Source organism: Streptomyces sp. NPDC050732 (assembly GCF_040654255.1).
Taxonomy (GTDB): Bacteria; Actinomycetota; Actinomycetes; order Streptomycetales; family Streptomycetaceae; genus Streptomyces.
This window is the reverse complement of record NZ_JBFAHP010000009.1, coordinates 60328-73239: the sequence shown is the minus strand read 5'-3', so window position 1 is coordinate 73239 and position 12912 is coordinate 60328. Positions and strand designations below refer to the sequence as shown.

Annotated in this window: 10 protein-coding genes and 1 pseudogene; 6 read left to right on the top strand and 5 right to left on the bottom strand. The window is 70.1% G+C overall.

Annotated features, from left to right (window positions below; translation table 11 throughout):
- The first annotated feature begins 76 nt into the window (after positions 1–76).
- From AB0H82_RS10500 to AB0H82_RS10480, 5 genes and pseudogenes are all read left to right on the top strand, one after another.
- A complete protein-coding gene (locus AB0H82_RS10500; RefSeq protein ID WP_362990926.1) occupies positions 77–652 on the top strand; it encodes a TetR/AcrR family transcriptional regulator in 576 nt (191 codons plus the stop codon).
- A gap of 106 nt (positions 653–758) precedes the next feature.
- A complete protein-coding gene (locus AB0H82_RS10495; protein ID WP_362990924.1) occupies positions 759–1691 on the top strand; it encodes an acetoacetate decarboxylase family protein in 933 nt (310 codons plus the stop codon).
- 7 nt (positions 1692–1698) lie between these two features.
- A pseudogene (locus AB0H82_RS10490) lies at positions 1699–3278 on the top strand (succinic semialdehyde dehydrogenase).
- Positions 3279–3347: 69 nt separating this feature from the next.
- The gene (locus AB0H82_RS10485) at positions 3348–4058 is read left to right on the top strand and encodes a type 1 glutamine amidotransferase domain-containing protein (RefSeq protein WP_362990922.1); all 711 of its coding nucleotides are present in this window, start codon (positions 3348–3350) and stop codon (positions 4056–4058) included.
- 623 nt (positions 4059–4681) lie between these two features.
- The gene (locus AB0H82_RS10480; protein ID WP_362990920.1) at positions 4682–5062 is read left to right on the top strand and encodes a hypothetical protein; all 381 of its coding nucleotides are present in this window, start codon (positions 4682–4684) and stop codon (positions 5060–5062) included.
- Positions 5063–5661: 599 nt separating this feature from the next.
- On the opposite strand, the gene AB0H82_RS10475 is transcribed toward AB0H82_RS10480, so the two are convergent.
- From AB0H82_RS10475 to AB0H82_RS10455, 5 genes are all read right to left on the bottom strand, one after another.
- Positions 5662–6159, bottom strand: coding sequence for a peptidylprolyl isomerase (locus AB0H82_RS10475; protein WP_362990918.1), 498 nt, complete (start codon positions 6157–6159; stop codon positions 5662–5664).
- Positions 6160–6278: 119 nt separating this feature from the next.
- Positions 6279–7214, bottom strand: a complete 936-nt coding sequence (locus AB0H82_RS10470) for a hypothetical protein (RefSeq protein WP_362990916.1) — start codon at positions 7212–7214, stop codon at positions 6279–6281.
- A gap of 380 nt (positions 7215–7594) precedes the next feature.
- Positions 7595–7720, bottom strand: coding sequence for a hypothetical protein (locus tag AB0H82_RS10465; RefSeq protein WP_362990914.1), 126 nt, complete (start codon positions 7718–7720; stop codon positions 7595–7597).
- A gap of 515 nt (positions 7721–8235) precedes the next feature.
- Positions 8236–10635 carry an FtsX-like permease family protein gene (locus AB0H82_RS10460; RefSeq protein WP_362990912.1) on the bottom strand — a complete coding sequence of 800 codons (2400 nt, stop codon included), beginning with the start codon at positions 10633–10635 and terminating at the stop codon, positions 8236–8238.
- On the bottom strand, positions 10632–11312 hold the full coding sequence (locus AB0H82_RS10455; protein ID WP_362990910.1) for an ABC transporter ATP-binding protein: 681 nt from the start codon (positions 11310–11312) through the stop codon (positions 10632–10634). The genes AB0H82_RS10460 and AB0H82_RS10455 overlap by 4 nt, the downstream gene beginning before the upstream one ends.
- 493 nt (positions 11313–11805) lie before the next feature.
- Here AB0H82_RS10455 and AB0H82_RS10450 point away from each other — a divergent pair, with 493 nt between their 5' ends.
- On the top strand, positions 11806–12867 hold the full coding sequence (locus tag AB0H82_RS10450; protein WP_362990908.1) for a DUF6461 domain-containing protein: 1062 nt from the start codon (positions 11806–11808) through the stop codon (positions 12865–12867).
- Positions 12868–12912: the final 45 nt, after the last annotated feature.

Sequence of the window (12912 nt, the reverse complement as noted above, 5' to 3'; positions counted from 1 at the left end):
TTTCCGCGGGTCTCGGTTCCTCCGGACATGCACTATGTTTACAGTGCTAACAAAGCATAGGAGGGCGAAGTAAGCAATGTCAACATCAGAGAAGAGCGGCTACCACCACGGCGACCTGCGGGCGGCGCTGCTGTCGACCGCGATGGAGATGCTGGAGGGCGGTGAACCCTTCTCGCTGCGCGCCGTCGCGCGCCGGGCCGGCGTGTCGCCGACCGCGCCGTATCGCCACTTCAAGGACCGCGACGCCCTGGAGTCCGCGCTGGCCGTCGAGGGTTTCCGGGACCTGCTGGCGGACCTGGGCGACGGGCGCGACCTGCCCGCCTCGCTCCCGGACCTGGCCGAGTTCGCTGTCACCTACGTCGCCTTCGCCCTGCGGCGCCCGGCCCTGTTCCGCGTGATGTTCGGCAAGCCGTGCGACGACGCCGACGACGAGCGGGTCAAGGCCGCCGACGCCCTGCACGAACTGCTGGCCGACGCGCTCGATCGCGTCTTCCCCGACGCGGCCGCCTCGGCCCTGGCCACGGCCGGCTGGGGGCTCGCCCACGGGCTGGCCTGCCTGTACCTCGACGGCAAGCTGCAGGCCGCGTCGGGCGAGGAGGTCGCCGAACGGGTGCGCAGCGCCTTCCTCGCCATCACGTCGGCCGGCTCCTGACGCGCGCCGCCCGCCCTTCGCGCGCCTCACAGCATCCATTGTTGACGGTGCTCACATCCCGTGCGACCCTCGGTGTTAACGCTGCTTACATCGGAGGAGAGAGTCCATGGCATCGACCACCAAGCCGACCGGCCGCGACCGGACCGTAGAGGTCGAGCTCGGAGGGCGCCTCGTCACCGTCCCTGAAGGCGGCCTCTACGACCGGTTCCGCATGGACACCGATCTCGACGAGGTCGAGCGGGACCCGCGGGTCAGCAGCGTCGACTTCTTCCGCCGGATGCCGAAAAGCCGCGTGGACTCCCGCATCGGGCCCACGCTGACGCCGAACTTCTACTACCGCATCTCCACGACCCGGCTCACGATGCTCGCGCCGACGAAGGCGATCCGGGCCCGCCTGCCCCGGGAGCTGGACCCGCTCGAGATCGCCCCGGGGCTGGGGATCGTCTCCGTGATGGCCTTCCGGTACGACGTGTGCGACATCGACTTCTATACCGAGGCCGCGGTCGGCATCGCCGTGAAGCCGGCCCGGCACGGCGGGCTGGGCCTGCTCGACCTGGTCACCGGGCTCAAGAACGACTCCCTGCACTCCTACGTACTCTCCCTCCCGGTCAACACCGAGATCGCGCAGGTGCGCGGCCACGACGGCTACGGGTTCCCCAAGTGGGTCACCGAGCTCGACGTCGACATCGACACCGAGCGCACCTCCACCAGGGTCGCCAACGACCAGGGCGGCGTTGACCTCGCCCTGTCGGCGCCCACCCCGAAGCAGACCACCCGGCCTACCGGCGCACACGTCTCGACCCTGACCTCGTACACCACGATCGACGGTGCCTGGCACTCCACGACCAGCCAGATCAACATGCTCTCCTCGGGAACCACGCGGCTCCCTCGCGGCCTGAACCTGCAGCTCGGCGAGGGCCGGATGAGCGACGACCTGCGCTCACTGAAGCCGGTCCGCACGATCCGGCTCGACGTCACCACCGAGGGCCAGCTGGCGCTGCACATGCCCGTGCCCACCTCCATCCAGGACCGGAGCTGAGACCGCGATGACCACCACGGACACCGCCCCCGCCGCGGTCGCCCTCCCGGCATGGCTGACACCGGCCCGTCTCGCCCGCCTGGCCACCCTGGTGGCCGCCGGTGCCCGCGCCCAGCGGGTGACCACGACCTCGCCGTACACCGGTGCACCGCTCGCAGACCTGCCGGTCTCCACCCCCGACGACGTCGAGGACGCCTTCACCCGGGCACGCGCTGCCCAGGCCGGCTGGGCGGCCACCCCGGTGGCCGCCCGCAAGCGCATCATGCTGCGCTTCCACGACCTCGTCCTCCAGCGACAGGAAGAAGCCCTCGACCTGATGCAGGCCGAGAGCGGCAAGACCCGCCGCGACGCGTTCCTCGAGGTCAGCGACATCGCCATCACCGCCCGCTACTACGCGCACAGCGGCTGCTCTCACCCAAGCGCCGCAAGGGCGCGATCCCAGTGCTGACCCACACCACCGAGCTGCACCACCCCAAGGGCGTCGTCACCGTCATCTCGCCCTGGAACTACCCGCTCAGCATGGCCGCCGGCGACGCCATCCCGGCCCTGATGGCCGGCAACGCCGTCGTACAGAAGCCCGACACCCAGACCGCCCTGACCGCGCTGTGGGCGCTGGCCCTGATGCGCGAGGCCGGCCTGCCGACCGACGTCTGGCAGATGATGGTCGGCCGTGGCAGCTCCATCGGAGACGCGCTCATGGCCGGCGGGGACTACATGATGTTCACCGGCTCCACCGCCAGCGGGCGCCAGATAGCGCGCAACGCGGGTGAGCGGCTCATCGGCGCGTCCCTGGAGCTCGGCGGCAAGAACGCCCTGCTCGTCCTCGCCGACGCCGACATCGAGAAGGCCGCCGTCGGCGCGGTCGCCGCCTGCTTCCCCTCGGCCGGCCAGCTGTGCGTGTCCATCGAACGGCTCTACGTCGCCGATGAGATCCACGACGCGTTCGTCACCGCCTTCGTCGAACGCACCCGGGCCATGCGCCTGGGTGCGGCCTACGACTTCTCGGTGGACATGGGCTCGCTGACCACCCCCTCGCAGCTCGAAACCGTCAGCTCGCACATCGACGACGCGGTGTCCAAAGGCGCGACCGTACTGGCCGGAGGCAAGCCCCGGCCCGACCTCGGACCACTGTTCTACGAGCCGACGATCCTGGCCGATGTGACCCCTGAGATGACGCTGTTCGACCACGAGACGTTCGGCCCAGTGGTGTCGATCTACCGCTACCGGTCGGTCGACGAGGCGGTGGCGATGGCCAACGCCACGCCGTACGGCCTCAACGCGAGCGTCTGGGGCCGCAACAGCGCCGAGGCCCGCAAGGTCGCGGGACGGCTGCGCGCCGGCACCGTCAACGTCAACGAGGCGTTCGCCGCCGCCTGGGGCAGCATCGACGCCCCCATGGGCGGCATGGGCGACTCGGGCCTCGGCCGCCGTCACGGCGCCGACGGGCTGCTCAAGTACACCGAAGCCCAGACCGTCGCCCACCAGCGCCTCCAGGGCTTCACCCCGCCCCGCGGGGTCGAGCACGAGCAGTGGGCACGGATCCTGCCCCGGGCATTCAAGACGCTGCGTGCCCTGGGCATCCGCTGACCGACCACTGGCTCCGGCTACGACGGCCCGCCACCTCGCCATCCCGGTCCGCATGAAGGAAGATCAGCCATGACCAAGCGCGTCCTCAACGTCGTCACGAACGTCGGCCACTACGACGACCCGTCCCACACCACTGGCCTGTGGCTCTCCGAGCTCACGCACGCCTGGCACGTCTTCGAGGAACACGGCTACGCGCAGACGCTCGTCAGCCCGGCCGGCGGCGCGGTGCCGCTCGAGCCGCGTGCGCTGAAGTTCCCGATCTACGACAAGACCGCCAAGGCTTGGCGCGCCGACCCCGGGAAGATGGCGATGCTCGAGAACACGGCGAGCCCGGACCAGATCGACCCATCCGAGTACGACGCGATCTACTTCACCGGCGGTCACGCGGTGATGTACGACTTCCCCGACAGCAAGGGCCTCCAGCACATCACCCGCGAGATCTACGAGCGCGGCGGCATCGTCTCCTCGGTCTGCCACGGCTACTGCGGCCTGCTCAACACCCGGCTCTCCGACGACTCCTACCTCATCGCCGGCCGCAGGATGACGGGATTCGCCTGGACCGAGGAGGTCCTCGCCCGCGTCGACAAGCTGGTCCCCTACAACGCCGAGGAGAAGGCCAAGCAGCGCGGCGCGCTCTACGAGAAGGCGACACTGCCGTTCGTCTCCTACGTCGTCACCGACGGCAACCTCGTCACCGGCCAGAACCCGGGCTCGGCCAAGGCCACAGCGAAGAAGGCCGTCGAAGCCATCGAGGGCAACACATCGAGGCAGCGAGGCTGAGTCGAGACGCAGTCCTTCCGTGACGAAAGGTCCGGGGGGTGGATGTCGCCGGAGGCCGCGCTCCGCGTCAGCGACGGGACAGTGGACGTCGGCAAGGCTGAACGAGCACGCGACCTCGGGGCCCGAGTCGTGCACCCCGACGACTTCCGCATTCTCCGCGACCACCTCCCCAGTGCGGCCCCGCGGGGCAAAGCCCGCCTAAGCGCTCGGCCCGCAGAGATCAGTCGTTGCTGCTGGCCTCGGCGGGTCGGACGCGTCCGAGGTCTCGTCCGCGCATGCGGAAGCTGTCACCGCGGAGGCTGATGACATCCGCGTGGTGGACCAGACAAATCCTCCAAAGACCTACCGGAGGGGAAGCGGGCCGCGCGGATGCCGCCGTCGGCGCCGTGGGCATCACTGGCGCTGCGCACCGCGGGTGCTCCGTCTGCGCGGCTCACTCCAGCACGCCGAGTCGGGCCGACAGTGCGTGCACGCCCGGATGCCCCGCGCCAGCTACCAACTCGCCGCAGTACGCACGAGTTTGATGGTGCCCAGGATCTGGCTTGATCTTGTCTCGACCCCGGTGAAAGAGTGTTCCCGTATCTCTTGCACCCCGCATGTTTTCGCAGACAGGGACATTTGTCATGAGCACTCTCGGTATCGCCGGAAAGTCATCCGTCGCCGTGGCACTGGCCTGCGCAGCCACACTGTTGATGCCGGCCACTCCGGCCGCCGCCTCGGACTGGGACCGGAACTGCTACAGCATCTCGGCCCCCTACAAGGGCATCAGCGAGATCATCGGCAAGGCCGGCAAGACCCGCAGCGGCTGCACGAATGCCACCATCTCCCTGCAGCGTCACCGCTGGTACGGCTGGGAGGAAATGGACTGGACCGCGCTTAAGAGCGGCACCCAGATGGCGTGGTGGACCTGCACGGGTTCCGGCACCTACACCTACAAGACCGTCGTGAGCGTCGACTACAACCTCGCCACCTACGAAAGCGCCGAACGTCGGCTGACCTGCTAAGACGCCATTCCATTTGGCCATTCGGCGGTGGCCTACAAGGGTTGCTGCGATGGCGGTGAGTGTGCCTGGTTCACCCTCCGCCCCGCCAGCCCCCACACCCCAGATCATTCAGCCTTCTCTGCCCTACGGCCAGAGTTCAAAGACACCTGCTGAGTGCACCGGGAACCGCCCTCGAACCGGAGTTGGGACGGCGTGACGAACAGGACCCCGGGGCGTAGGGCGGCCCGGGGTCCTTCGCCGTCCAGAGCAGCGGCACCGCTCCAGGCCCTACACCCACTTGAGTGCGGTACACAGAGCCCGGCCGAGCGTGGTGCGGAGGCCTGAACGGCGGGCTCGGGCTCACTTCCTGTGGAGCCGGTCGACGTCGTGGTCGTCAGGCCGCAGCGGACCTCATGCGGTGCAGGTCAGGGACCTCCGCCTGGGCCGAACGGAGGCGCTCCTGCCTCGCACCACAGGAAGTGGGCCAGAGTCTGAGTTCGGGAGTCACTCGCGACCTGTCGAATAACTGGCTGCTCTGCAGCGAAAGAGCGCAGCTGTCCACGCTGCAGCTCTTCCTCCGCGGTGGGCTCGGCGAGTACGGCCTCGGCGGGGCGGAGGTGTTATCCGCCCACGACGCCCGAGGCGGCGATCACGATCTTCGCTCGGGTGGCACCGGAGTGCGAGCCCAGGGACTCGATCTTCGTCACCAGTTCCTGACCCTCGACGACCTCGCCGAAGACGACGTGCTTGCCGTCCAGCCACGGTGTCAGCACCGTGGTGATGAAGAACTGCGAGCCGTTGGTGTTCTTGCCGGAGTTCGCCATCGACAGCAGGAACGGCTTGTCGTGCTTGAGCTTGAAGTTCTCGTCGGCGAACTTCTCGCCGTAGATGCTCTTGCCGCCCGTGCCATCGCCACGGGTGAAGTCGCCGCCCTGGAGCATGAAGTCCGGGATGACGCGGTGGAAGCCCGAGCCCTCGTATCCGAAGCCGTGCTGGCCGGTGGCCAGCTCACGGAAGTTCTGCGCCGTCTTGGGGACGACGTCGTCATACAGCTTGAAGACGATCCGGCCCGCGGCGTCGCCGTCGATGGTGATGTCGAAGAAAACGTTGGTAGACATGAGGTGATCCTGTCACAGCCCTGGCGTATTGCCCTGGTTCCGCTTTCTCCGGAGGCCTCTGCCGATGGGGCGCTCCATGACGGTGGCCACCCTTGCTGCGCGGGAGCACTGGCGGACGGTTATCCCTGTACGGGGTCTCGCGGCCCGGCCGCCGGATCCGTTGTGTCCCGTGTCAGGGCGGCCAGCGGGATGGCTGCGATGTCCTCGGCCGGCCGGGACAGGTGGAGTGCGGTGTGGAAGTATCCGTCGGTCTCCTTGCCTTCGGGGTCCTCGTGGGCTGCTGTCACCGCGTCGATGGCGGATTGCTGTTCTTGGGGGCTGGTGAACCGGCGCTGCGGGTAGGTCCGTGCGACGTCTTCTTCGGTGACCAGGCCGAAGAACTCCAGGTCATGGGAGATGGTCTGGTAGGAGCCGGTACGCAGCACAAAGGCGGCCACCCACGGCGGTTTACCGACATCGGCCAGAAAGGGCCGGAAGCTGCGGGGCGAGAGGAAGCTGACCCCGCCGGTGACGGTGATCAGGCGGGTGGCGCTGGTGGCGCTCAGCAGGGCTGCGGAGGGCGGTGCGGTCTCCAGGTTCTCGCAGAAACCCGCGTCCAGGAGTCCGACTGCGCAGGCGTAATCGACGGCGTGGTGGGCCACGTCGAGCCCGATCACGCGGGCCGCTCCGGGGCGGCGGCGGGCCGCGTAGTAGGCACGGTCGCGTGTCATCAGTTCGGCGGTAGTCAGCCGGGCCACCGCCGGATCCGTGTAGTGCGCGTACAGATCCTGCAGGGTGAGGTCGTGGTTGAGGAGGGCTGCGTTGATTCCGTACGAGCAGCAAATGTCGAGCACGGTGACGGCTCGGTCGCCACGTGCCCCGTCCGCGGCGAGGACGTCCACCAGACGCCGGAAGAACGGCTGGGCGTGATGAGGGGTCTGGTACTGCCACGCGCCCAGCGCGCGGAAGAAGGCCCGGGGGTCGGGAAGGTCGTAGATGTCGTCGAACCGTGTCATGGGCGGGCGCGGGCCGCTCGCGGACGTCGTGGCCTCCGTGCCGCCAGGATGAGCGCTCATGCGTCGTCTCTCCTCTTCCTGTTCGCGTGCACCGGCCAGGCCTTGCGGATGTCTGGCGCGGGGTGATGTCGAAAGACCGGGGAGTGCAGTGGCTCCGTCACACGAGTTGAGCCAGGCGGTACGAAAGAGCCGCGCCCTGCATCTGACGGTTCGGGGACCGGTGCGAGCTGGAGCGGTGCCGTCGGCGTAGTTTCACACGACAAGGCGGCCGTCTTCCAGGAGCGGTCTCAGCGGCCGATTCGGAATCCCCACGTACGGCCCGTTGTGATGTCACTCCTGGTGACGGCCCGGGCTCGACGTCTGACCCGATCTGACCCGACCGGTCACCTGCGGATGAACGCGAGCGGTTGTCGGGCCACGTCAGTGCCCGGCACAGGCGATCAGCTGTCCGCGGAGTGGGCGTCGGCAAGGGCCTCGCCGAAGAGCCGTCCGGCGAGTTCCACGCAGCGCATCCCGGCAGGAGAGACGTCGTGAGGCATCTTGGTGATCGCTGCGGCGGTACTCATCTCTGTGCCCTCAGCGGCCTTCCGATGGCCCGCCACACCGGCCTCATCCCCGCCCCGCCGTGTCGTCGCCCGCGAGAAGGCGAACGTGACGGCGTTCTGGTTCGCCGGTTCGTCGACCGCGGCCTGCTGGCCGACCTGAGCGCGAACCCCGGCGGGGAGCTACACCATCCCGACCAGGTCGCGGAGGCCTGCGCGCGGGAGGGCCGGACCTGGTCGCCGCCGACACCCCGCTCGGTCCCGAGTAGGCCGCCGCCCGCCTTCGGGTCCGCCGCGCCGACTTCGACCACATGGTCCGGCTCGGCCGACCACAGCCGTGACTGCGGCCGCGACTGCGATTAGGGCCGGGACCGGGATCGCGGGCGCGACCAAGGCCGGAACGGGGGGCCACGGCCCGGCGCCGACGCGGATGAGCGGCAACCGGCCCGGCCGCCGGTCACGCGGTGCGGTCCCGTGGCGCGAGCGAGCGTTCGAGCGTCCGGTCATTCGTCTCACTCGTCGCATTCGTCTCACTCGTTTTATTCGTCGCGCAGGCCGTCGGGGCGCATCATGCGCCACATCGCCGGCAGGCTCAGCAGCGTGACCAGGAGGACGACTGCGCCACCGATCCCGGCCATCCCCGCGATGCCGCCCCAGGCCACCGCGAGCGGCAGGCCCGCCATCTTCAGCAGCATCGAGCCGAGACCCAGGCCGCCGACGACGGCCAGGGCCAGGCCGAGCAGTACCGGCAGCGCGGTCTGCCACAGCACCGACAGAGCGAGCGTCGAGCGCCGGGTGCCGAAGGCGACGAGCACCGCGAGCAGCTTCCTGCGCTCACGGAGCTGGTCCAGCATGGTCACGAGCATGCTCGCGCCGATCAGCAGCAGCGTGACGGTCGCACCGATGAACAGGCCGCGCTTGATGTTCGTGAACTCCGGTGCCTGTTCGCTCTCCACGTTCTCTTCGACCCGGAGCAGGGGGTCGATCCGCGCGGCGGTGTTGCGGACCCGCTCGGCCGCGTCGCGGTCGGAGGGGTCCAGCTTCACCAGCAGTTCCGTGCCGGCGTCCGCCAGGTCGTGGGTCCTGATCGCCTCGGGCGTGGCGAAGACGCCGGTCGTGAAGGACCCCGCCGGGTCCGGCACCACCTGTGTGGCACGGGCGGTGGCAGGGACGGTCCACAGCTGGGGCGCGGCCTTCGGGGAACCCTCCTCCGAGGCGGCCAGGTCGACCTGTTCGCCCGGGTCGGGGGTGTACACGCCGCCCTTCAGGGGGTCCTCGCCCGACTCGTCGGCGACGGTGTAGACACTGCCGGGCCGGCAGCCTTTGGCCTCGACGATCTGCCGCAGGCTCGCGCAGTCACCGACGATCACGAAGGCTCCGGGCGCGTCGCTGCCGGGCTCGGCGGCATGGCCGAGCGTGTAGGCCAGGGCGGATGTCACGCCGGGCGTGGCACGCAGGGCGGCCATGTCCTCGCGCTGCCGGTTCTCACCCTCGTACGCCCCGGTGATCCGCAGCTCGCCGCGGACCGGGCTGCGGCCGGTGTCGTGCGTGTACCGGCTCTCCAGGCCCGAGAACAGCATGTGCACGGCGATCGCCCCGGCCACCGCGAGGGTGATGCCGCTGACCATGCGCGCGGCCGTGCCGCTGTCCGACTGCAGGCGCCGGCCGGCGAGTTGCAGTGACAGCGGACCGCCCCGCAGCCGTCCGACGACGGCCTCCATTGCCGAGGGCAGCAGCGCCGTCACCCCCGCGAGGAGCAGGACCGCGCCCGCCGCGATCTTCGGTTCGTTGACCCGGGTCTGCGGATCAAGGCCGTCGATCATCGGGAAGAGCAGCGTCACCCCGGCGGCCGGCAGCAGCAGCCGCCACCACAGCCGCCGCTTGACCGTACCGGCGTGCCGTACGACGCCGAGCGGTTCGACGGCGACGGTGCGCAGCGCGAACAACGTGACGGCGACGGCGAGGACCGGCACGCCGGCCACGATCAGCGCGGCGAGCACCGGGTCGGGGGCCACGTCGGAGGCGAAGACGCTGATCCGCCACAGCTCGACCGTGCCGATGAGCCGCCGCCCGCTCACGAAGAGCCCGAGGCCCACGGCGAGTCCCGTCAGTGCGCCCACCAGGGCCTCACCGGCCGCGATGCGCCGGATGGTCGCGGTGTCCGAGCCGACGAGGCGCAGTGCGGCCAGCCGCCGGTCGCGGCGCTCGCCCCCGAAGCGGACGGCCCCGGCGATGAGCACCGCCACCGGCATCAGCAGCACCACGATGGCGATGACGACCAGCAGCATGAGGAACGAGTCGAGGCCTTCGGAGGGGCTCGGGCCGCCGAAGTGGTCGGTCCGCGTCGGGTTGTCGCCCCTCGGGGTCAGGTCGTCCGCCCCTGCGTAGTAGGCCAGTTCGCGTGGGCCGAGCAGTCCCGCCTCGCCGATGGTGCCGGTGACGCGATGGTCCAGACGCTTCTTGAGCAGGGCGCCCTCGGCGGAGTCGAGCAGTTTCTTCAGCTCCGGGGAGACGACCATCTCGCCAGGGGCGGGCAGTTCGTCCAGGCCCGGCGGAAGGGCCGGTCTGTCGCCGTCCGGCCGGACGAGCCGCCCGTAGATGTCCTGGCCCCGGTAGGTGGTGTTCGCCCCGCCGGTGACGACCGTCTCGTCGGTCGGTCGCATCGGCGCGCCGTACACGAAGTCGTCGCGCGCCGCGCCGCGGTCGTCCCGGGCGCTCAGCACGGCCGGAACGGCGGAGGCGAGGAGCAGCAGGGCCACGCCCAGGCCGACGCCGACGGCGGTCAGCAGCGTGCGGGTCCAGGCCGGGCGTCCGCCGCTCACCGCGAACCAGGCGCCGAACGCGAGGTCGCGCGCCCAGGCCGCCGGGCTGGTGCGGGCCTCGCCCCGGGCCGCGCGCCGGTGCTTCAGGCGGTCGCGGGTGCTGTGGGCGCCCCTCACGCGGTGCGCTCCATGTCCCGGGTCCTGCCGTCGCGTACGACGATTTCGCGGTCGGAGTGGGCGGCGACCCGTGCCTCGTGGGTGACCAGGACGACGGCCGCGCCCGTGTCGTGGGCGGCTTCGGTGAGCAGCCCGAGGACGAGTTCGCCGGTGAGGGAGTCCAGGGCGCCGGTCGGTTCGTCGGCGAACAGGACGCGGGGCTCCGCGACGAGGGCGCGGGCGAGGGCGACCCGCTGGCCCTGGCCGCCGGATATCTCTCCGGGACGCCTGCGGGAGAGGTGGTCGATCTCCAGGCGCTCCAGCCATGCGAGGGCTCGGCGCATGGCGTCCTTGCGGGGGGTGCCGTTCAGCCACAGTGGCAGCGCCACGTTCTGCAGACATGTCAGTTCGGGCACCAGCTGCCCGAATTGGAAGAGGAACCCGAACTCGCTCCGGCGCAGTCTGCTGCGTCCGGCGTCCGACAGTGTCGACATGGCCCGGCCCTTGTACCTGACCCGGCCGGCGTCGGGCAGGACGATGCCGGCGAGGCAGTGCAGGAGGGTCGACTTTCCGGAGCCCGACGGTCCCATGACGGCGACGATCTCGCCCGGCCGGATGCTGAAGTCGGCGCCGTCCAGGGCGTTGGTCGAGCCGTAGGCCTTGCGCAGGCGGGTGGCGGCCAGGATGGGGGCGCTCATGGACGGATCTCCGTGGCGAGCGGGCCGGAACGGGCGACGGTGAACTGTCCCACCCCCAGAAGTGCGGTGCGGGCGCGACTGCTTGACATGCGGCGCACTCTACATGGCATGTATACCCGGCATGTATAGCTGCCTGGGCTCTCCGCCGGGGGCCGGGGCCAGGAGGGGGAGCTTCGACCGTCTTGGGGGCGGGGCTTGGGACTTGAGGCCGGGACTTGGGACTTGGGACTTGAGGGCAGGGCTTGAGACTTGAGGGCAGGGCTTGAGGCGGAGATCCAGCCCTGGGCTGGGGGTCCGGCCCGAGCCGGGGGCTCCGCCCGCCGGGAGGTGACTGCGCCGGGCCTGACGGTCCGGCGTGGGGCCCCGGGGGCGTCGGAGTTCAGCCGGACAGGCCTCCGCTCGGCCTGCGGGCTCGGCCGGCTTGTCGAGGTCGCGACCGCACGCTCGACGGGACCGGGCCCCGCATGTCAGTGGCCCAGACGACAATCCCCGCATGACCTCACCCCAGCGCCTTCAGGGCCTCCTCGCCGATTTAGGACTTGAGCAGGCAGCTACGTTCACGGCCGTGCACGGCGGTGACGAGGACGCTGTCACCCGGCTCTTCGGCGGCAACCCCGAGCAGTGCCGCCCCCTGCCACTGGAGGAACTGCGCGAGCACTACGACAGGGACCTCATCCTGGTCTCCCGGTCAGGCCCTGCCGTCATCGTCGTGGAGAACAACAACTATCAAGGGTCTCGCGAGGAGGTACTGCGCCCGCTCTCCCGGCACGGCCGCACCGCCAGCGCCTACTGGAACGTCAACGCGGTCTCCCAACTGAGCCTGGCCGAGGGCGGGCTGATCTCCTGCGCCTTCGAAATGATCGCACCCGAGGACACCACATTCGGCGCGCGCCCCGACGCCTGGCAGCCTCTGCTGGAAGGCCTGAATCTGGACGACGGCCACCTGTGGGGCGTCGGCCTGGCGGCTGTCGAGCGCGCGACCGGCGCGCGATTCGACAACTCCTGGGTACGCGGCCCGCACCACGCTGTGGAGATCACACGGGTGCCGGAGCACCTGCTCGGGCAGGGACTCATCGACTCGCCCCTGCTCAAGCGGGAGCCCTTCATCAGCTATCTGGCCGACTTGGGACCCACACTGCTGCAACCGATGCGGCGCCACGCCCTGGACCTGGCCCTCGCCCATGCCGCCCTACGCGAACACCCCTTGGCCGTGGCAGCACTTACGGCCGCCACCCTCCCGGCTGGCACGAGAGTGCGGCTGTGCGAGGACCTCACTGCCGCACACGGCCAAGCGCACCCCATGGCTCGCGCACTGCTGATCGGTGAGCCGGAAGACTTCGAACCCGAGTGGGAACGCCCCTCCCACCTCATCTTCCGCCAGGCCATCGTCTTCGGTGTCCTCGCCCAGTGCGTCGCCGCCCATCTGCCCGCCCCAACGCACGGGCTCCCGGACATCCTCAGCTCCTTGAGCACAGCGATGACCGGGGACGGCGCACGCGCCGAGGAGTTCTGGATGGTCAAGCACCTGCACGACGCGGCACGAAGAGCAGCCTGACCCGCGCAGCCGGACACCTCACCGCCGGACGCCGGCGAACTCGCC